The following is a 17,939-nucleotide window of genomic DNA, read 5'->3' as shown; positions in this document are numbered from 1 at the left end:
GGGACCGGCATGGTGATCGACGACCTGGTGGTCGAGACCGCCCACGGCCCGGTCCGCGGAATCGACCTGGGCCCGGCCCGGGCCTGGAAGGGCGTCCGGTATGCGGCGGCGCCCGTCGGTGACCTGCGTTTCCGCGCGCCCCAGCCGCCGGCGCGATGGACCAAGGTCGCCGACGCCACCCGCTACGGGCCGGTCTGCCCGCAGCCGGTCTTTCCCAACATGCCGCTGGACCTCGGGGCGCCGCAGGGCGAGGACTGCCTGCGGCTGAACGTCTGGGCCTCGCCCGGCACCCGGCCCGGCGACGGCAAGCCGGTGATGGTGTGGCTGCACGGCGGCGCCTACGTGCTGGGCTCCAGCAGCCAGGCCCTCTACGACGGGCGCCGGCTGGCCGGCGGCGGCGAGGTCGTCGTCGTGACCGTCAACTACCGCGTCGGGGCGCTCGGCTTCATGGACCTGTCGTCGTTCAAGGGTCGGTTCGACTCCAACGTCGGGCTGCGCGACGTGCTGGCGGCGCTGCGCTGGGTGCGCGACAACATCGCGGCGTTCGGTGGCGACCCGCACCAGGTCACGCTGTTCGGGGAGTCCGCCGGCGCGGGGATCGTCACGACGCTGCTGGCCAGCCCGGCTGCCGACGGCCTGTTCGCCCGCGCGATCGCCCAGAGCTCGCCGGCGACATCGGTGTACGACCGGGGTAGGGCGCGGCGCGTCGCCGAAGCCATCATGGACCGGCTCGACGTCGCGCCGTCCGACGTCGACAGTCTGCTCGGCGTGCCCACCGCGGTGCTCCTCGCGGCGTCCCAGGAAGTCTTCGACGAGGTGCCCGTGCGCAACCCGGGCATCCTGGCGTTCGTCCCGATCGTCGACGGCGAACTGCTGGACGATTACCCGGTCAAGGTGGCTCAGGAGGGCCGTTCGCTACCCATCCCGCTGATCGTCGGCACCAACAAGCACGAGGCGGCGCTCTTCCGGCTGATGAGGTCGCCTCTGGTGCCGATCACGCCGCGGGCGATCACGTCGATGTTCGACCAGATCGCCGCCGAACAACCCGACCTGCAGTTGCCCACCGAGGAGCAGATGGGGTCGGCGTACTCGCGATTCCGGCGCCGCGCGAGGAGTTTGAACATCGCGACCGACGTCGGGTTCCGCATGCCGTCGGTGTGGCTGGCCGAGGGCCATTCCCGGGTGGCGCCCGTGCATCTCTACCGGTTCGATTACGCCACCCCGCTGCTTCGGCTGCTGCTGGTCAATGCCGCCCACGCCACCGAATTGCCGTACGTGTGGGGCAATCTCGGCGGGCCCAAGGACCCGACGCTCAAGCTCGGCGGCGCCAAGACGGCCCGGGCCGTGTCCAAGCGCCTGCGCACGCGGTGGATCAACTTCGCGACGCGCGGCGACCCCGAGGGCCCGCCCGGCGAGCCGGACTGGGCGCCCTACCGTCCCGCCGGCCGGGCCTGCCTGCTCGTCAACAAGCGCGACACCGTGGCGCGTGACGTCGACGCGCACATCCGCGCCGCGTGGGGCAGCGAGATGGTGGGCTTCCGGTAGCTAACCGGCGCTGCTGGCCTGCTGCGCCTGCTTCTTCATCCGGTGGAACATGTCCACGTAGTACGGCAGGCACTCGCAGAGGGCCTGTTCGGTGGTGAACAGCGGGCGGTAACCGAGGTCGCGGGACGCCTTGGCGACCGAGAAGTAGTTGTCCAGGTACAGCCGCTCGACCGCGAGCGGCTCGAGCAGCGGTGCGGGGATGCCGAACCGGAAGTGCAGGCGCTGCCAGCCCGACATGGCCGCGCGCACCATGGGGCCGTTGACCCGCACCCGCGGCCAGCGCTCCCCGCACGCCTCCACCACGGGCCGGGCGAACTCGAACATGTTGATGGGCTCGGCGTCGTTGATGAAGTACGCCTGGCCGGGCGCCGCGCCGCCTGGCACCAGATGCTGCGCGGCCAGGATGAAGCCGTGCACCAGGTTGTGCACGTAGGAGTTGTCGAGCCGCGCCGACTCGCGGCCGATCAGCACCTTCACGTGGCCGGCGATGACGCTCTCGAACAGCTTGCGGAACATGGTCTGATCGCCCCGGCCCCAGATGCCGCTGGGCCGGATCGCGCACGTGAGCATTCCGGCCCCCCCATTTCCGGAGCCGTTCTCGGACAACACGAATCGCTCGGCGACGACCTTCGTTTCGGTGTAGAGGTCGTTGAACCGGTCGGTGTAGGGCAGGGTCTCGTCGCCGCCGGCGATGTTCTGCCCGCCCATCACCACGCTGTTGGACGAGGTGTAGATGAACCGCTGCACCCCGGCGGCCTGCCCGGCGTGCACCAGGTTCTGGGTGCCGCCCACGTTGACGGCGAAGCTGCGCTGACGGTATTCGTCGGTCACCGACGCGCCGCCCATCAGGTCGATGACCGCCGCGGTGTGAAAGATCGTGTCGACGCCGTCCACCGCGGCGGCGCAGGTCGACGCGTCGGTGATGTCGCCCTGCAGCACCTCCAGCCGCGGGTGCTCGGCCAGCGGGGAGGGGGCGCGGTCGAAGGAGCGCACCCGGTAGCCCCGGTCGAGCAGGGTGGTCACCAGGTTGGCGCCGACGAATCCCGAGCCGCCGGTGACCAGGGCGTGGCCGGGTTCGGATGTCAGTGCTGGATCACCCATCGGCGAAGCATAACTGAAACGTGTTCCAGTTTGACAATGCCCCGGGTGGCCGGTTTCGCGAAACGGCGCGGATCAGGCGTCGTCGGCGCGCCCCGAGGCCAGCGCGTCCTCGATCCGCTTGCGCGCGCCAGCTAAGTGCTCCTCGCACCTTTTGGCGAGCTGTTCGCCCCGTTCCCAGAGCCGCAGCGACGCGTCGAGGTCCAGGCCGCCCTGCTCGAGGAGCGCGACGACCTCCATCAGCTCGTCGCGGCACGCCTCGTAGCCCAGCTGACTAATGGGCGTAACCGCGTCGTCGTCCTTACGGGCCATCGGTGCGTCCTTCGCTCGTCGCCGCTATTGCGCCGTCGGCCACCCGCACGCGCAGGCGCGTGCCCGCCGGGGCGTCCTCGACCGACCGCAGCACGGCTGCTGTCGCCCCGTCGGGAACCGCCTGGACGACGGCGTAACCGCGGGCCAGGGTGGCCGCGGGGCCCAGGGTGGCCAGCCGCGCGCCCAGGTGACCGACCCGCTCGGTTTCGCCCGCGACCAGGCGGGTGATGTCACGGCGCACGGCCGTGCGGGCCCGGTGAATTTCGTCGGAGCGCGCCGCCAGCGCCGTCAGCGGCTCCGCGAGGACGGGCCGGCTGCGTACCTGGTCCAGCGCGCGCTGTTCGCGGGCGACCCAGCTGCGCAGCGCCCGGGCGCTGCGCCGGCGCAGGTCGTCGACCAGCCGCTGTTCGGCGGCGGTGTCGGGTACCACCTTCTTCGCCGCGTCGGTGGGAGTGGCGGCCCGCAGGTCGGCGACCAGGTCGCACAGCGGGTTGTCGGGCTCGTGGCCGACCGCGCTCACCACAGGCGTGCGGCACGCCGCGATGGCGCGGCAGAGCGTCTCGTCGGAGAACGGCAGCAGGTCCTCCACGCTGCCACCGCCGCGGGCCACCACGATCACGTCGACGTCGGCGTGGCCGTCGAGTTCGCGCAGCGCCTCCACGATCTGCGCGACGGCGTTCGGTCCCTGGACCGCGGTGTTGCGCACCGCGAACCGCACGGCCGGCCAGCGGGCCCCCGCCACCGTCCGCACGTCGTGCTCAGCGGCGCTCGCCCTGCCGGTGATCAGCCCGATCATGTTGGGCAGGAAGGGGATGGGCCGCTTGAGCCGGGCGTCGAAGAGGCCCTCGGCGTCCAGCAGGCGGCGCAGCCGATCGATGCGCGCCAGCAGCTCACCGACGCCAACGGCGCGAATCTCGCTGAGCCGCAACGAGAATGTGCCCCGACCGGTATAGAACGAGGGCTTGCCACACACCACCACCTGGGTGCCCTCGACCAGTTTCACCGGCGCGCCGAGCACCAGGTCACGCGGGCAGGTGACGGTCAGCGACATGTCGGCGGCCGGGTCGCGCAGCACCATGAAGACCGTTTTGGAGTCGGGCCGGATGTTGATCTGGGCCAGCTGCCCCTCGACCCACACCGTGCCGAGCTTGTCGATCCAGCTCGCCACCCGGATCGCCACCGCGCGCACCGGAAACGGGTTCTCGGCGGAATTGGCCTCGGAATTCGCCGCTCGGGTCACTTCGCGTTCGCGCGGGTGATCCTGTTGGCCAGCAGCGTCTGGAACGGCGCGCGCGCCTTGGTGGCCTGCTCGTAGGCCAGCAGGGCTTCCAGGTCGTCGACGCTCAGCGATTGCAGCCGGGCCCGCAACTGCGCCAGCGTCAGCGTCGCGTAGTCGAGCTCGTCGACCACCTGCGGTGCGGGGACGGCCGGCGCCGGCTTGGTGGACCGCTTGGGGGGAGTGGCCGACGCCTCGGCCGCGTCCGCAACCGAGTACAGGGCGAACCGGCCCTCGGTCAGCCGGTCGCCGTCCTCGGCCGCGGGGATCGCCGCCGGGATCTCGGACTCGGGCAGGTCCTCGTCGAAGGTGGCCCACTCCGGCTGTTCGTCCTTGGGCGGAAAGATGTTCTCCAGCGTGCTGTCGCCCTTGATCACCAGCTCCGCCAGGTTCTGCTGAAAGAGCATCACCAGGTGCGCCGCCTGACTCGCCAAAGTCATGGGGTACATCAGGATGGTTTTCGGCAGCTTCATGGTCTCCTCTACGGCGACTGTCGCCGCGCCGACCAGCAGCCGAACTCCATACGGTGCAGTTGCCATGGGACCAAGATTGCCTTAAGCCGCCGCTAACGCCAACCCCGCCCGCGCGAGCTGGCGGGCCCGTGTCGCCGGTAAGTACCCTGGACGGCATGCCGCCGACTGTTGATGTGGGGATTCCCGGTGCGTCCAGGTCGGTAGCCGACGACCCCACCGGCAAACGAGTGCTCCTGGCGGAACCGCGCGGCTACTGCGCGGGCGTCGACCGGGCCGTCGAGACCGTCGAACGCGCACTGGAAAAGCACGGCGCCCCCGTCTACGTGCGCCACGAGATCGTCCACAACCGGCACGTGGTGGAAACCCTGCAGAAAGCCGGCGCGGTGTTCGTCGAGGAGACCGACCAGGTTCCCGAGGGCGCCATCGTGGTGTTTTCCGCGCACGGCGTGGCGCCCACGGTGTACGCGGCGGCGGCCGAACGCAATCTGCGCACCATCGACGCCACCTGCCCCTTGGTGACCAAGGTGCACAACGAGGCCAGGCGATTCGCGCGGAACGACTACGACATCCTGCTGGTCGGCCACGAGGGCCACGAGGAGGTCGTCGGCACCGCCGGGGAAGCGCCCGAGCACGTGCAGCTGGTCGACGGGGTGGCCGCCGTGGATCGCGTGACGGTCCGCGACGAGGACAAGGTGGTGTGGCTGTCGCAGACCACGCTGTCGGTCGACGAGACCATGGAGATCGTCGAGCGGCTGCGCCAGCGGTTCCCCAAGCTGCAGGACCCGCCCAGCGACGACATCTGCTACGCGACGCAGAACCGGCAGGTGGCCGTCAAGGCGATGGCGCCGGAGTGCGAGCTGGTGATCGTGGTCGGCTCGCGCAACTCGTCAAACTCGGTGCGGCTGGTCGAGGTGGCGCTGGGCGCCGGCGCTGGCGCCGCGCACCTGGTCGACTGGGCTGACGACATCGACCCGGCCTGGCTGGAGGGCGTCACCACGGTGGGAGTCACGTCGGGTGCTTCCGTCCCCGAGGTGCTGGTGCGTGGCGTGCTCGAGCGGCTCGCCGACTGCGGATACGGCGTGGTGCAACCGGTGACGACGGCCCAGGAGACGCTGGTGTTCGCGCTGCCCCGGGAGATTCGGTCACTTCTCAAAGACGGTTAGCCGTCGTATTCCCAGGTTTCCGCGGGTGGGCGGCCGCGCGATCGGCCTGACGCCCGCGACCGGCCCGGGCGCTCGGCCCCGGCCTCGTCGAGCGGGCCCCCGCGGTACCGGACCTGCGAGATGGGGTGGTGCGTCGGGTCCGACCCGTTGGTGCCCCTGGGTGCGGAGCGGCGGGCCGGACGCTCGTGGGGCTCGTACGGCTCGTAGCGGTTGAAGTGCTCGGGTGCGCCCGGCGGGTCGTACCGGTCGTAGCCGTCGAAGCGGCTGCTGCGGGGCGCGGGTCGCTCGTAGGGGCTGCGGCGCTGGCGCGGTTCGCGGCGCGGTTCCCGGGGTGACTGGCCCCGCGGGTCGGCACCGGCCTCGGGCCTCGGCCGGCGGGGGCGGCGGCGCGTGTCGGTGGGGTCGAAGTCGCGGGAACCGGCCTGGCCCCGGCGGTCCGCGCGGCGCGGGCGCCCGGCGAGGGAGTCCTGCTCGTCGTCTCGCGGCGGGCGGGCGTGGCGCGAGTGGGCCCTGTCCGCGGATCGCCTGGCGCGTGCCGCCTGGCGGGCTTCGGCGGCGCGGCGGGCCGTGCGGGCCCGCCGTTTGTCGGCGGGGGTCACCCCGTCGGCGTCACCCGCTTCGGGGCCGCGCCCCAGGATCGCCTGCAGCTTCGCGGCGATGCCGCTGACGAGGGATTTCATGTCCCCGCCGGTCGCGGGCTCCGCGCCCTCCTCGGGGGTCGCCGCGTTGGGCCGGTGCGACATCCCCAAGTACCACCGGATCAGCCCGATCAGCAGCACGCCGCCGGCGGTACCCAGCATCAGCGGAAAGCGCTCGATCAGCGGATACCCGCAGTTGATCAGCAGGTCCTTGAGGTGGCCGATCTTGCGTCCGTGGAACAGCCAATAGGCGCCCGGGACGGCGCAGAACAGGATCAGGGGTGGCTGGATGACGGCGGTGAACACGCCGTCCTGCCGCACGGCGAGCACCGCCGCCACGCAACCGGCGATGTAGAGGCCGGCGAAGACGTCGGTGAGCTCCTTGTGGCCGGATCCGGCGTCGATCGCGAATCCGACGACGGTCGCGCCCATGGCGATGAGCAGGGCCGCCCACCACGGCACGCCCGGGATGTTTGGGTGGACCGAGCGGTGGGAAGCTTCGACCGCCGACCTTGCCCGCTGTGCTGACACATCTAGACCGTACCGGCTACGAGCCGAAAGGCCCGTATATAGCGGGTCGTGTGCCACGACTTACCCACGAGGCACTTTCTTTAACATCGGCCCCTTCGCTACCACGGGGGAGGGTGGTCGTCCCTGGGGCCCGATAGCGCCGGCGGTATCGGATCGATGGCCGTCGGCGCGAACGGTCGCCGGCGGGGCCCCTAGACTTGGTTCCCCGTGAGCCTGAGCCTGGGAATCGTCGGCCTGCCCAACGTCGGCAAGTCCACCCTCTTCAACGCGTTGACGCAGAACGATGTGGTGGCGGCCAACTACCCGTTCGCCACGATCGAGCCCAACGAGGGCGTCGTGTCGCTGCCCGATCCGCGGCTGGGCAAGCTCGCCGAGCTGTTCGGTTCCGAGCGCATCGTCCCGGCCCCCGTCACCTTCGTCGACATCGCCGGCCTGGTCCAGGGCGCGTCCGAGGGCGCCGGGCTGGGCAACAAGTTCCTCGCCCACATCCGCGAATGCGACGCGATCTGTCAGGTGGTCCGGGTGTTCGCCGACGACGACGTCACTCACGTCTCCGGGCGGGTGGATCCGCAGTCCGACATCGAGGTCGTCGAGACCGAGCTGATCCTGGCGGACCTGCAAACCCTCGAGCGCGCCCTGCCCCGGCTGGAGAAGGAGGCGCGCACCAACAAGGAGCGCAGGCCCATCTACGACGCCGCGGTCAAGGCCCAGGAGGTGCTCGACGGCGGGAAGACGCTGTTCTCCGCCGGAGTCGACGTGTCGCTGCTGCGGGAGCTCAACCTGCTGACCACCAAGCCGTTCCTCTATGTCTTCAACGCCGACGAGTCGGTCCTCACCGACGCCGACCGGGTGGCCGCGCTGCGCGAGCTTGTCGCGCCCGCCGACGCCGTCTTCCTCGACGCCGCAATCGAATCCGAGCTGGCCGAGCTGGACGACGAGTCGGCCGCCGAGCTGCTGGAGTCGATCGGCCAGACCGAGCGCGGGCTAGACGCGTTGGCGCGGGCGGGCTTTCACACCCTGAAGCTGCAGACGTACCTGACGGTCGGCCCGAAGGAGGCGCGCGCGTGGGTGATTCACCAGGGCGACACGGCGCCGAAGGCGGCGGGTGTCATCCACAGCGACTTCGAGAAGGGCTTCATCAAGGCCGAGATCGTGTCCTTTGACGATCTGATCGCCGCGGGGTCGATGGCCGCGGCCAAGGCCGCCGGGAAGGTCCGCATGGAGGGCAAGGACTACGTCATGGCGGACGGCGACGTGGTCGAGTTCCGGTTCAACGTATGACCGCAAGTCGCTAATTACCGGCGCGAGCGATCGTCCGCCGGCCGGAAGTGATCCGAAAAGTCACCAGATGCAGCGCCGGGCGTAGCGCATCACGCTAGAATTCTGTACATGACGACGCTGCCGCTCGCCGAGGTCCGCGCAAACCTCTCCAAACTGGTCGATGAGGCGGTGCGTACGCACCAACGCATTGAGGTGACTCGACAGGGGCGCCGTGCTGCGGTGATCCTGAGCGCCGAAGACTATGACTCGATCATGGAAACGCTGGCCATCCTCAGCGACTCGGATTTGATGCGCGACGTTCGCGCGGCTGAGCAGGATGCCGAGTTCTTCACGCTGGACGAAGTGACCGAGGAGATGCGCGCCACCGGCCGGCTCCCACGTTGAGCTACCGGATTGAACTGACCGCGGCTGCGAAACGGGCGCTCACCGAAACTCTGCCCGAATCCGTCGCCGTCGCGTGTTGGGAGTTCATCCGCGGACCGCTAGCCGAAAATCCCTACCGGGTTGGTAAGCCCCTTCGCGGTGAGCTTGAGGGCCGGTATTCGGCTCGGCGCGGCGAGTTCCGGGTCATATATTGGGTTTTCGAGGGCCGCGTGGTCGTCAGGATCATCCACATCGCACACCGACGTGACGTTTATCGGTGACGCGACGCGGTGAGAGTTCCGACTCAAGGTCTGGGCCGCCGCAACCTGCGTCGCCGCGTCGCGGAAGGCTTTCCGAATACGCTGACACGATGATTTGTCGCTGGCTGGTTGGAAACGGCTGTCCGAGCAGCGGTTCGACGAGACGCCCTTGGTCGACGGCATGCACTTGGTGTTTCTCGGTGACCATCGGCTTGCGGCCGACATCCGCGGTGCGGACGCGGTTCGGGAATTGCTACGCGACCAGTTGCTGTTCAGGCTGCCAGACTTCCGCTGTGTGGTGGACGAAACGCTCGTCGAGGGTGGACCGTGGTCGACCCGGTACCACACCGAACAGAACGGACGACTCGTCGATCGCGGTGTCTATTTTGGACGGGTCGAAGAGGTCATCCGCCCGGATACCAAGGCGCTCTCGGTCGCGCTCGAGCGGGCAGAAAAAGCCCAGACTGAATGAAGCGGGGCCTGGTCGAGTGCGTCGGTGGCCGATCGGAGAGACATGGGACGTACCGATACCGCATCGCGGCTGATCGGAGCCCCGCTCACGCGGGTCTATGCCGCCCTGGTGGACCCGCGGGCGCTCGTCGAGTGGCTGCCGCCGCGGGGCATGACGGGACAATTCGACCACTTCGACGCCCGCCCCGGCGGGTCGTACCGGATGACCCTGACGTATGCCGACGCGCCTGCGGCGGGCGGCAAGTCGAACGCCGAATCGGACGTCGTGGCGGCACGCTTCGTCGCGATCGAACCGAACAGCCGCGTCGTGCAGGCTGTCGACTTCCAGTCCGACGACGCGTCCTTTGCGGGAACGATGACCATCACCTGGTCCGTGACCGAGGTGGACGGCGGGACCCGGGTCGACGTGCGGTCCGACGACGTCCCGCCCGGGATCTCGGCCGAGGATCATGTGGCCGGCATGGACTCGTCTTTGACCAACCTCGCCACGTACCTGGCGGGCCGCGGCGCGGATTGACCGCATCACGGGGTTATTGCAGGTCCTCCGCGGTGAAGACGTCGATCGGCCGTCCGAGCGTCAGCATCACCAGCGGGATCTGGCGGCTGGTCGACTGCTGGTAAGCGATGTACGGCGGGTAGAGGTGGGACATGTATGCCCAAACCTCGTGGCGCTCTTCGGCTTCGGGCTCACGCCACGCGGCCTCGAACGCCTGGGTCGCGATCTGCACGCCGATCGTCTCGCTCTCGCGGAGATTCAGGTACCACCCCGGATGCGTGTCGGAGCCGCCCTTCGACGCGACGACCACGATCTCGCCGCCGAAGTTGCCGTAGATCAAGGGCCTGATTTGCACCTTGCCCGACTTGCGACCCACACACTTGATCAAGCAGTGCGTCGTCATCTCCCTGCCCCCGACCGCGGTGACGTCCATGATGTGGCCCCGCGTGCCACCGGAGTCGAGGTAGGTGTCGAGGTGATCGTTGATCCAGTTACCGAGCGCCTCTCGGATCGCTGCGGCATCGGCGTCGGCCATTGGTACTCCTGATAGACGGTTGACCCCATGTAACCATGCGGCCGGAGGGCGCCCAACGTGGGCGGTATGCAGCCGATCGGCATCGTTTTCCTCCGTAGCCCCCACGCGCGGCGGGGGGCCCGCCGGCGGAACTGGCACTTGCCCGGATGGCGCTCACGGGAAATCCTGGGGAGGTGGCGACGGTGAAGCAAGCGGTTCGGCGGTCTGTCGGCGCATGGTTGGGCGGGTTGGCGGTCTGCGCGTGTGTTACCGCCCCGGCCGCCCAGGCCGGCCCGCCGCCCAGCTCCCACTGGTGTCCCGGCGACGGGTGGGACCCCAGCTGGGGCAGGGCGTACGACTGGGACTGGAACCACTGCCACGACTGGCAGGGCGCGGCGGGCCAGAGTTACCCGGCGGGGGCCGGGCCCTGGGGGCCGCCGCCGCCGTGGGCGCCGCCGGCGCCGCCACCGCCGTCCTGGGCGCCCGGGGCGCAACTGATGTGGAACCCGACGGGTGGCAACTGGGGCTTCTGGAACAACGGGGTGTGGAATCCGATCTGAGCGGGGGCGCGATGCGGTGGCGCGGAGTTTGTCACGTCGAGTTCGCGGTGCGCGGCCATGACGAGTCGGTCGCGTTCTACGACGCCCTGTTCGGGTGGCTGGGCTACAGCAGCTTCTCCACCCTGGGAATGGAGTACCAGTCGACGTACTCCATGACGCGGGATATGAACCCGCACAGCTACATCGGGATTCAGCCGGCCCGTACCGGCGCCAAGCTGACACACCGTGACCAGGCGGTCGGCATCAACCACATTGCGTTGTGGGCGCGCGGCAGAAAAGAGGTCGATCGCTTCCACCGGGACTTCCTGATCGCGCGGGACATCCCGGTCACCGACGAGCCGAAGGAGTATCCCTAGTATTGGCCCGGCTATTACGCGGTGTTCTTCGACGACCCGATCAACGGCATTCACTGGGAGCTCGCGTGGATGCCGAAAGTTCCGACTCCCCAGCAACTTTGGGCGTTATGCCGTGCGATTCGCGCCTTCGCGAAGAGCCGGCCGGACCTGGCGGCTACCGCACCCGGCGTGATCCTGCAGGCGAGGAGGACTCTGCCGGGGCGCTGATCCCGTGGGCCGCCGCCTCGGCGGTCAGCACGGCCTGAGCCGGAACATTGGGGTCTGTGGGCCCACGGGGGCGGTCTTTGCGCGGTAGTCGGCGTATCGGCCATGAACCCGCTCGGCGAGTTCGTACAGCCCTTGCGTATTCGTCGGCGTCGGTCACCAGCGATGCGGTGAAGCGTTCCCCGCCGAACTGGCACTCGGGGTGGGCCTGGAGGTTGTAGTGCCACCGCGGATGTTTGTGCCCGCCGAAGTTCGACGCGTGCAGGATGACGTCGGGCCCGTCGTGAAAGTAGGTCAGCTGCACTTCGGCGCGCTGCCCCGTCTTGGCCCCAATGGAGACCAGCGGCGCGTTGATGACCGCGCCCATGTTCACGCGGACGCCGGTCAGCCCGAACGGGTAGGGATCGGTGTGGCGTGCGACGTGCCGGGCGACGAACTGGCCCACCGGCGATCGACGCGGACGCTCGCCCGGTCGAGGCGGCCCCGCTTCTTGTGCGGATCCACGTGGCGCAGCGGCACGATTCTCGACCGCACGCGCGACGCCCGGCCGGGCCGGGCGCCGGGGATACCAGTGGGTCACGAACGCGCAACCGCCTAATAAGTTTGCTGCATCTGCGACGAAAGCCATTGTCCGTGCCGCGAATGAGGTATGCCACAAATTTTTGATACCAATAAACTCGCTTGCTAGCGTGCCTGGCCATGGTTGTTCTTGCTACACTCGTCTCGCTCATTAATCAGGTTTCCGGGACGCCCTATATTGTGGGCGGGGATTCTCCCGCCGGCACCGATTGCTCCGGGCTGGCCTCCTGGGTCGCCAACGCGGCAACAGACCGGCCGGTCTTCGGAAATCGCTTCAACACGGGCAACGAGGAAGCCGCACTGCTGGCGCGGGGGTTCCGCTACGGAACCGCGCCCAACGCCGTGGTGATCGGGTGGAACGGCGGCCACACGGCGGTCACGCTGCCGGACGGCACCTCGGTATCCAGTGGTGAACGCGGTGGCGTGCACGTCGGCGGCCCCGGGGCCTACCAGGCCGGATTTACGCACCACATGTTCCTGCCGATGCCCCCCGACGGTGACGGTGCCCTTCCCCCGCCGCCGGACGCGCCACCCCCGCCTCCGGCGCCCGACGCGCCCCCGCCGGCGCCCGACGCACCGCCGCCGCCCGGTGACCCAGGAATGGCGAATCAATAACTATTTGAAAAGCGCATCGGAGTTCACTTAACCGACAGCTAATTGGCGCCGGTGTGAAGCGATCCGACAAATGGCCGCCGTGTGTTGTGCGTCACGATCGATAGTTGTGGAAAATGTTGGCGCACCCGGCGCTTGTGCCATAGCGAATTTGCTGACGCGGCCCGGCCGGCGGATCACCGACCGGTCGTCGAAAGCCATATCACCCGCGCTCTCGCTTCCGGCGGTCACACATCGGTCCCGAGACGGTGCGCCTGTGGCATATGAGGTGGCCGACGCCCGCACGTATCCTGGCGCTGCGCGGCACGATCGAGCCGGCACAGTGGAGGCACAGAGACGGGGAGCGGCCAATGATCTTCATCGTCGTCAAGTTCGACACCAAGCCCGAATGGACCGAGCGCTGGCCGGAACTGGTCGGTCCGTTCACCGACGCCACCCGCGCGGAGGACGGCAACCTGTGGTTCGAATGGTCCCGCAGTCTGGACAATCCGGCGGAGTACGTCCTGGTGGAGGCCTTCCGCGATGATGAGGCGGGCAGCGTTCACGTCAACAGCGAGCACTTCAAGCGGGCGATGCACGACCTGGCCCAGGCGGTGAAGTCGACGCCGAAGATCATCAGCCAGACGATCGACGCGACGGGCTGGTCGGAGCTGGGGGAGATGGCGGCCGGCTAATCGAGGACGACTTCGATCTCGCCGCCGAGCTGATAACCGGGGGCCAGGGGGAGCCGGTCCCCGCTCCAGAATGAGCCGGGGTCGAACCAGTTCGAGTACTTCTCCGTGTTGAGCAACCCCATCTCCTCGTAGGTGATCGCCACGGTCTCCGCGCAGTACGCCGCCTCCAATCCCACGCGTTGCCGGGCCTTGCGCCGCCGGGTCGATTCCCGAACCTTCCTGTCCACGAACGGGATTCCTTGGGTCCAGTCGTATGCGGTGGGAAGTCGCCCCCGCAGCCACCGGCCGGTGAGCCGCGCGGTGGCCGGAAACGGGGTGCCATCCATACGCGCGATCACCCGTAGTAGCGCGTTCTCCTGGCCGCGGTCGGCGTAGGGCGTCAGTTGCCGCAACCAGCAACGCTGGTGGTAGCGCTCCATCCACTGCCGCACCGCTTCGCGGAGGTCGTTGAGCTGCACCCCGCGGTGGTTGGTGCCCGTCCACACGTCGACGAGCTTCTCCCCGAGCTCGGCGTGCCAGATCAACGGGGGCAGGTCGTCGATGGCGACCGTCATTCCGACGTGGTTGACCGGGCTGTTGGTCAGCGTCTGGATGGCGCGGTCCGGGCGCGAACCGCCGCGAAACAACCACAGGTCACCGGTCCGGGTTTCGTCAACGGCTTGATTCAGTGTCAGCATCGTCGTGTAATCCCGGTCATCACTTGATCTTTCGATGATTATGGGTGGACGGGCGCGCCGCTGCCCGCGAGTGAACGGGCACTCAAGTTAACCACAACGGTGAACGGGCGAACCCCGCGGCGAATAGCCTGTGTCGATGCGCAACATCTGGAAATGGCTCGGACTGGCGGGTGTCGCCGGAGTGGTCGCCGGTGGCGCCCTGGTCGTTCGCGATCAACGCAAGCGCCGTGCCTACACGGCCGACGAGGTCCGGGCCCGCCTGCATCAAAGGCTGGCCGAATCCAACGGCGAGAGCTTTCAGCCGAGGTCCGGGTCAGGCACGGGCTCGACGGCGAACAACCGGTAACTGCCCGAAAAGCCTTTCAGCTCAACGTCGTGCCCCGCGTCGAACCGGATGTCGTCGTAGTCGCGCAACGCGTCCCGGACCGGTTCGCTCACCAGAACCTGACCGCCGACGGCTTCCGCCGCGACGCGCGCCGCCATCGCGACGTTGCGGCCGAACAGGTCGTCGCCACGACGCACCGAACGTCCCATGTGGATACCGATTCGGACGCGGATCTCGCTGTGCCGCTTGCGTTTCGCCTCCGCGCGCAACGCGCGCTGCAAGTCGATCGCGCAGCCGACCGCCTCGTCCGCTCGGGAGAACGCGATCATGAAGCCGTCACCCTGGCTCTTCACCACGTGCCCGCCGTGGTCGCGGACGAGCTTGTGCACCAGCTTGTCGTGCGCGCTGATCAGCTTGACCCACGCGCGGTCGCCGATGCGCTCGTTGAGGGCCGTCGACTCCTCGATGTCGGAGAACAGGATCACCACCCGGCCGTCGGGGGTAACCCGCGCCAGGTCGGGCCGCTCCACCTCGGCCCAGTCGGCGAGGTCCTCGATAGAGCTGCGCACGACCGCGCCGAAACCCTCCTTGCGCATCAGGTTGGCGGTGTTCCACACGGTCTTGACCGCCTCGCGCCCACCCGACAGCAGCCAATTGCGGGTGTCGGTCCGGTGCTGCAGTTCTTCGATCTCCCGGCGGCTGCTCACCAGCAGCCGCGACAGCACGACGATGGCCCCGGCCTCCAGCACCGCAATCCCCGCCGCGACGTAGACCGCGATATGCAGCACATCATCCACGTGGGTCATCCTTGCAAGCCCGCGATGCGCTGCGGTTGTCGCTCCCCCGGGGCAATGTCTAGTGTTGGGATCGGCCGCCGCGGGTAGTGGATCTCAAAGGAGCCCATCAGGTGACTTTCGGGAGGTGCGGTCTTGGCCGACGGCGACGTTAGCGCGTCGAACGTACTGGTGATCTTTGGAATCACCGGCGATCTCGCCCGCAAGATGACATATCGGGCGCTGTACCGGTTGGAGCGCCGCAAGCTGCTGGACTGCCCGATTCTCGGCGTCGCCAGTGACGACATGTCCCTCGACGCCCTAGTCGACCGGGCCCGTCACGCCATCAAGGACTCCGGCGAGGAGTTCGACGAGGCGGTGTTCGACCGGCTGGCCGCCCGGATCTCCTACCTGCATGGTGACGTCACCGACAGCGGGCTGTACTCGGAGCTGAGCAATCGGATCGCGTCGGAGTCGCGCCCGCTCTACTACCTGGAGATGCCGCCGGCGTTGTTCGCGCCGATCGTCGAAAACCTGGCGAAGGCCGACCTGCTCGAGCATGCGCGGGTCGCCCTCGAAAAGCCGTTCGGCCACGACCTGGCGTCCGCGCGCGATCTCAACGCCCGGCTGCGAGCCGTGCTGGACGAAGACCAGATCCTGCGGGTCGATCACTTTTTGGGCAAGCAGCCCGTCGAGGAATTGGAGTACCTGCGGTTCGCCAACCGGGCGCTCGCCGAGCTGTGGGACCGCGACGCGGTCTCCGAAATCCACATCACCATGGCCGAGAACTTCGGCGTGGAGGACCGCGGCAAGTTCTACGACGCGGTGGGCGCCCTGCGCGACGTCGTGCAGAACCACCTGCTGCAGGTCCTGGCGCTGGTGGCGATGGAGCCCCCCGTCGGCCCCAGCGCCGACGACCTGAACGACAAGAAGGCCGAGGTGTTCCGCGCGATGCCGGCGCTGGACCCGGAGCGCTGCATCCGCGGCCAGTACCGCGGCTACACCGACGTCCCGGGCGTGGCGAAGGACTCGCAGACCGAAACCTACGTCGCGCTGCGCACCGAGATCGACAACTGGCGCTGGGCCGGCGTGCCGATCTTCCTGCGCGCCGGCAAGGCGCTGCCGCAGCGGGTGACCGAGGTGCGGATGTTCCTGCATCACGTTCCCGGGCTGGCGTTCCTGCCCAATCGGCCCAGCGAGCCCAACCAGATCGTGCTGCGCATCGACCCCGACCCGGGCATGCGCCTGCAGCTGTCCGCCCAGGTCGAGGACTCGTGGCAGGACGTGCACCTCGATTCGTCCTTCGCCAAGGACCTCGGCGAACCCGTCCGGCCCTACGAGCGGCTCCTGTACGCCGGATTGACCGGCGACCGGCAGCTTTTCGCCCGCGAGGACAGCATCGAGGAGACGTGGCGGATCGTGCAGCCCGTCCTGGACAAGCCGGGACGGATTCACCACTACGAGCCCGGCTCGTGGGGACCCGAGGCCGCGCAGTCACTCCTGCATGGCCACCGCAGTTGGCAACAACCGTGGCTGCCGCAGTAACGCTGACAACAGAGGAGGACACGACATGCAGCTTGGGATGATCGGCCTGGGCCGGATGGGCGCCAACATCGTCCGCCGCGTCGCCAATGATGGGCACGAATGCGTGGTCTACGACCACAACCCCGACGCGGTCAAGGCGATGGCGGGGGAGGAGCGGACCACCGGGGTGTCGTCGCTGCGGGAGCTCGCCGAGCAGCTGACCGCGCCGCGGGTGGTCTGGGTGATGGTGCCGGCCGGGACCATCACGACGGGGGTCATCGACGAACTGGCCAAGACGCTGGAGGCCGGTGACATCGTCATCGACGGCGGCAACTCCTATTACCGCGACGACATCAGCCACGCAAAGACCCTGTCGGAGAACGGAATTCACCTGCTCGACTGCGGCACCAGTGGCGGCGTGTGGGGCCGCGAGCGCGGCTACTGCCTAATGATCGGCGGTGACGACGAGGCTTTTCTGCACGCCGAGCCCATCTTCGCCAGCGTCGCTCCCGGCGTCGACGCGGCCCCGCGCACGCCCGGCCGTGACGGCGAGGTCGCCCGGTCGGAAAAGGGTTACCTGCACTGCGGGCCCTCCGGCGCCGGGCACTTCGTCAAGATGGTGCACAACGGCATCGAGTACGGCATGATGGCCTCGCTCGCGGAGGGCCTCAACATCCTGCGCAACGCCGACATCGGCAAGCACGTGCAGGAGGGCGACGCCGAAACGGCGCCGCTGTCGAATCCCGAGTTCTACCAATACGACTTCGACATCCCCGAGGTCGCCGAGGTGTGGCGCCGCGGCAGCGTCATCGGCTCCTGGCTGCTGGACCTGACGGCGATCGCGCTGCACGACTCGCCCGACCTCAAGGAATTCTCCGGACGGGTGTCGGACTCCGGGGAGGGCCGCTGGACGGCCATCGCGGCGATCGACGAGGGCGTCCCGTCGCCGGTGCTGACCACCGCCCTGCAGTCTCGGTTCGCCTCGCGGCAGCTCGACGACTTCGCAAACAAGGCGCTGTCGGCGATGCGCAAGCAGTTCGGCGGGCACGCGGAGAAGCCGGCCAACTAGCGGCGATCGCGAGCGCGGCGTAGCCGGGCGAAGCGGGTCGCCGCCAACGGGCTAGTGTCATGAGTCATTGGTTCGGGTGCAGCCTTCGCTCCTGTTTCCGGGCGTGGGCCCTATGGACGAAAAGTGTTGGGAATTTGTACTTTTCCCCCACGTTCGACGTGTTCA

General features: G+C 68.7%; 22 protein-coding genes and 1 pseudogene. 13 read left to right on the top strand and 10 right to left on the bottom strand.

All coding sequences use genetic code 11. The features are described 5' to 3' along the window. Nucleotides 1–9 precede the first annotated feature (9 nt). Entirely contained in the window at nucleotides 10–1,545 is a 1,536-nt protein-coding gene (locus SKC42_RS05220) for a carboxylesterase/lipase family protein (protein WP_330963224.1), read from the top strand. Here SKC42_RS05220 and SKC42_RS05215 read toward each other — a convergent pair whose 3' ends face one another. From SKC42_RS05215 to SKC42_RS05200, 4 genes are all read right to left on the bottom strand, one after another. Next, nucleotides 1,546–2,646, bottom strand: a complete 1,101-nt coding sequence (locus tag SKC42_RS05215; RefSeq protein ID WP_330963223.1) for a 3-beta-hydroxysteroid dehydrogenase — start codon at nucleotides 2,644–2,646, stop codon at nucleotides 1,546–1,548. A gap of 72 nt (nucleotides 2,647–2,718) precedes the next feature. Beyond that, the gene (locus SKC42_RS05210; RefSeq protein WP_330963222.1) at nucleotides 2,719–2,955 is read right to left on the bottom strand and encodes an exodeoxyribonuclease VII small subunit; all 237 of its coding nucleotides are present in this window, start codon (nucleotides 2,953–2,955) and stop codon (nucleotides 2,719–2,721) included. Next, nucleotides 2,945–4,195, bottom strand: coding sequence for an exodeoxyribonuclease VII large subunit (gene xseA, locus SKC42_RS05205; RefSeq protein ID WP_330963221.1), 1,251 nt, complete (start codon nucleotides 4,193–4,195; stop codon nucleotides 2,945–2,947). Before xseA ends, SKC42_RS05210 begins: the two co-directional genes overlap by 11 nt. After that, nucleotides 4,192–4,770: a lipid droplet-associated protein gene (locus tag SKC42_RS05200; protein ID WP_330963220.1), complete on the bottom strand. Its 579-nt coding sequence runs from the start codon at nucleotides 4,768–4,770 to the stop codon at nucleotides 4,192–4,194. The genes xseA and SKC42_RS05200 overlap by 4 nt, the downstream gene beginning before the upstream one ends. Before the next feature lie 89 nt (nucleotides 4,771–4,859). On the opposite strand from SKC42_RS05200, the gene SKC42_RS05195 reads away from it, so the two are divergent. Further along, nucleotides 4,860–5,867, top strand: coding sequence for a 4-hydroxy-3-methylbut-2-enyl diphosphate reductase (locus tag SKC42_RS05195; protein ID WP_330963219.1), 1,008 nt, complete (start codon nucleotides 4,860–4,862; stop codon nucleotides 5,865–5,867). Here the strand turns inward: SKC42_RS05195 and SKC42_RS05190 are convergent. Then, a complete protein-coding gene (locus tag SKC42_RS05190) occupies nucleotides 5,864–7,036 on the bottom strand; it encodes a DUF6542 domain-containing protein (RefSeq protein ID WP_330963218.1) in 1,173 nt (390 codons plus the stop codon). The genes SKC42_RS05195 and SKC42_RS05190 overlap by 4 nt on opposite strands. 207 nt (nucleotides 7,037–7,243) lie before the next feature. Here SKC42_RS05190 and ychF point away from each other — a divergent pair, with 207 nt between their 5' ends. Further along, nucleotides 7,244–8,317, top strand: a complete 1,074-nt coding sequence (gene ychF, locus SKC42_RS05185) for a redox-regulated ATPase YchF (protein WP_330963217.1) — start codon at nucleotides 7,244–7,246, stop codon at nucleotides 8,315–8,317. 108 nt (nucleotides 8,318–8,425) lie between these two features. Next, nucleotides 8,426–8,701 carry a type II toxin-antitoxin system Phd/YefM family antitoxin gene (locus SKC42_RS05180; protein WP_330963216.1) on the top strand — a complete coding sequence of 92 codons (276 nt, stop codon included), beginning with the start codon at nucleotides 8,426–8,428 and terminating at the stop codon, nucleotides 8,699–8,701. Between the two features lie 98 nt (nucleotides 8,702–8,799). On the opposite strand, the gene SKC42_RS27680 is transcribed toward SKC42_RS05180, so the two are convergent. Next, nucleotides 8,800–9,123: a hypothetical protein gene (locus SKC42_RS27680; protein ID WP_442931982.1), complete on the bottom strand. Its 324-nt coding sequence runs from the start codon at nucleotides 9,121–9,123 to the stop codon at nucleotides 8,800–8,802. Between SKC42_RS27680 and SKC42_RS05170 the strand changes: the two genes are divergently transcribed. Together SKC42_RS05170 and SKC42_RS05165 are read left to right on the top strand one after the other, a co-directional pair. Then, nucleotides 9,110–9,412, top strand: coding sequence for a hypothetical protein (locus tag SKC42_RS05170; RefSeq protein WP_330963214.1), 303 nt, complete (start codon nucleotides 9,110–9,112; stop codon nucleotides 9,410–9,412). The two genes, SKC42_RS27680 and SKC42_RS05170, sit on opposite strands and share 14 nt — an antisense overlap. Before the next feature lie 42 nt (nucleotides 9,413–9,454). After that, nucleotides 9,455–9,928: an SRPBCC family protein gene (locus tag SKC42_RS05165; protein ID WP_330963213.1), complete on the top strand. Its 474-nt coding sequence runs from the start codon at nucleotides 9,455–9,457 to the stop codon at nucleotides 9,926–9,928. Between the two features lie 13 nt (nucleotides 9,929–9,941). On the opposite strand, the gene SKC42_RS05160 is transcribed toward SKC42_RS05165, so the two are convergent. Beyond that, nucleotides 9,942–10,442 carry a nitroreductase/quinone reductase family protein gene (locus tag SKC42_RS05160; RefSeq protein ID WP_330963212.1) on the bottom strand — a complete coding sequence of 167 codons (501 nt, stop codon included), beginning with the start codon at nucleotides 10,440–10,442 and terminating at the stop codon, nucleotides 9,942–9,944. A 218-nt stretch (nucleotides 10,443–10,660) separates the two neighbouring features. Between SKC42_RS05160 and SKC42_RS05155 the strand changes: the two genes are divergently transcribed. Then, nucleotides 10,661–10,981 carry a hypothetical protein gene (locus tag SKC42_RS05155; protein WP_330963285.1) on the top strand — a complete coding sequence of 107 codons (321 nt, stop codon included), beginning with the start codon at nucleotides 10,661–10,663 and terminating at the stop codon, nucleotides 10,979–10,981. A gap of 11 nt (nucleotides 10,982–10,992) precedes the next feature. Then, nucleotides 10,993–11,544 (top strand): annotated as a pseudogene (locus SKC42_RS05150) (VOC family protein). On the opposite strand, the gene SKC42_RS05145 reads toward SKC42_RS05150, so the two are convergent. Continuing rightward, a complete protein-coding gene (locus SKC42_RS05145; protein ID WP_442931981.1) occupies nucleotides 11,492–11,986 on the bottom strand; it encodes a nitroreductase family deazaflavin-dependent oxidoreductase in 495 nt (164 codons plus the stop codon). The pseudogene SKC42_RS05150 and the gene SKC42_RS05145 sit on opposite strands and share 53 nt — an antisense overlap. 254 nt (nucleotides 11,987–12,240) lie before the next feature. Between SKC42_RS05145 and SKC42_RS05140 the strand changes: the two genes are divergently transcribed. Further along, the gene (locus SKC42_RS05140; RefSeq protein WP_330963211.1) at nucleotides 12,241–12,735 is read left to right on the top strand and encodes a peptidoglycan endopeptidase; all 495 of its coding nucleotides are present in this window, start codon (nucleotides 12,241–12,243) and stop codon (nucleotides 12,733–12,735) included. Between the two features lie 347 nt (nucleotides 12,736–13,082). After that, nucleotides 13,083–13,406 carry a putative quinol monooxygenase gene (locus tag SKC42_RS05135; RefSeq protein WP_330963210.1) on the top strand — a complete coding sequence of 108 codons (324 nt, stop codon included), beginning with the start codon at nucleotides 13,083–13,085 and terminating at the stop codon, nucleotides 13,404–13,406. Here SKC42_RS05135 and SKC42_RS05130 read toward each other — a convergent pair. Then, complete coding sequence (locus SKC42_RS05130) at nucleotides 13,403–14,083, bottom strand: guanylate cyclase (protein ID WP_330963209.1); 681 nt, start codon at nucleotides 14,081–14,083, stop codon at nucleotides 13,403–13,405. The two genes, SKC42_RS05135 and SKC42_RS05130, sit on opposite strands and share 4 nt — an antisense overlap. Before the next feature lie 136 nt (nucleotides 14,084–14,219). Between SKC42_RS05130 and SKC42_RS05125 the strand changes: the two genes are divergently transcribed. Then, entirely contained in the window at nucleotides 14,220–14,429 is a 210-nt protein-coding gene (locus SKC42_RS05125) for a hypothetical protein (protein WP_330963208.1), read from the top strand. On the opposite strand, the gene SKC42_RS05120 is transcribed toward SKC42_RS05125, so the two are convergent. After that, nucleotides 14,381–15,214, bottom strand: coding sequence for an adenylate/guanylate cyclase domain-containing protein (locus tag SKC42_RS05120; RefSeq protein WP_330963207.1), 834 nt, complete (start codon nucleotides 15,212–15,214; stop codon nucleotides 14,381–14,383). The genes SKC42_RS05125 and SKC42_RS05120 overlap by 49 nt on opposite strands. A gap of 123 nt (nucleotides 15,215–15,337) precedes the next feature. On the opposite strand from SKC42_RS05120, the gene SKC42_RS05115 reads away from it, so the two are divergent. Then, the gene (locus SKC42_RS05115; protein ID WP_330963206.1) at nucleotides 15,338–16,726 is read left to right on the top strand and encodes a glucose-6-phosphate dehydrogenase; all 1,389 of its coding nucleotides are present in this window, start codon (nucleotides 15,338–15,340) and stop codon (nucleotides 16,724–16,726) included. Between the two features lie 25 nt (nucleotides 16,727–16,751). Further along, complete coding sequence (gene gnd, locus SKC42_RS05110; protein WP_330963205.1) at nucleotides 16,752–17,774, top strand: phosphogluconate dehydrogenase (NAD(+)-dependent, decarboxylating); 1,023 nt, start codon at nucleotides 16,752–16,754, stop codon at nucleotides 17,772–17,774. Nucleotides 17,775–17,939 lie beyond the last annotated feature (165 nt).

The organism is Mycobacterium sp. 050134, assembly GCF_036409085.1.
Classification (GTDB): Bacteria; Actinomycetota; Actinomycetes; order Mycobacteriales; family Mycobacteriaceae; genus Mycobacterium.
This window is presented reverse-complemented; position numbering and strand designations above follow the sequence as displayed.

Excerpts from the sequence above, each read along its gene's own strand:
- SKC42_RS05215 (WP_330963223.1), bottom strand. The coding sequence starts at position 2,646 with ATGGGTGATCCAGCACTGACATCCGAACCCGGCCACGCCCTGGTCACC.
- gnd (WP_330963205.1), top strand. The coding sequence starts at position 16,752 with ATGCAGCTTGGGATGATCGGCCTGGGCCGGATGGGCGCCAACATCGTC.
- SKC42_RS05180 (WP_330963216.1), top strand. The coding sequence starts at position 8,426 with ATGACGACGCTGCCGCTCGCCGAGGTCCGCGCAAACCTCTCCAAACTG.
- SKC42_RS27680 (WP_442931982.1), bottom strand. The coding sequence starts at position 9,123 with ATGCCGTCGACCAAGGGCGTCTCGTCGAACCGCTGCTCGGACAGCCGT.
- SKC42_RS05220 (WP_330963224.1), top strand. The coding sequence starts at position 10 with ATGGTGATCGACGACCTGGTGGTCGAGACCGCCCACGGCCCGGTCCGC.
- SKC42_RS05135 (WP_330963210.1), top strand. The coding sequence starts at position 13,083 with ATGATCTTCATCGTCGTCAAGTTCGACACCAAGCCCGAATGGACCGAG.
- SKC42_RS05125 (WP_330963208.1), top strand. The coding sequence starts at position 14,220 with ATGCGCAACATCTGGAAATGGCTCGGACTGGCGGGTGTCGCCGGAGTG.
- SKC42_RS05210 (WP_330963222.1), bottom strand. The coding sequence starts at position 2,955 with ATGGCCCGTAAGGACGACGACGCGGTTACGCCCATTAGTCAGCTGGGC.
- SKC42_RS05165 (WP_330963213.1), top strand. The coding sequence starts at position 9,455 with ATGGGACGTACCGATACCGCATCGCGGCTGATCGGAGCCCCGCTCACG.
- SKC42_RS05120 (WP_330963207.1), bottom strand. The coding sequence starts at position 15,214 with ATGACCCACGTGGATGATGTGCTGCATATCGCGGTCTACGTCGCGGCG.
- SKC42_RS05195 (WP_330963219.1), top strand. The coding sequence starts at position 4,860 with ATGCCGCCGACTGTTGATGTGGGGATTCCCGGTGCGTCCAGGTCGGTA.
- SKC42_RS05140 (WP_330963211.1), top strand. The coding sequence starts at position 12,241 with ATGGTTGTTCTTGCTACACTCGTCTCGCTCATTAATCAGGTTTCCGGG.
- SKC42_RS05200 (WP_330963220.1), bottom strand. The coding sequence starts at position 4,770 with ATGGCAACTGCACCGTATGGAGTTCGGCTGCTGGTCGGCGCGGCGACA.
- SKC42_RS05130 (WP_330963209.1), bottom strand. The coding sequence starts at position 14,083 with ATGCTGACACTGAATCAAGCCGTTGACGAAACCCGGACCGGTGACCTG.
- SKC42_RS05160 (WP_330963212.1), bottom strand. The coding sequence starts at position 10,442 with ATGGCCGACGCCGATGCCGCAGCGATCCGAGAGGCGCTCGGTAACTGG.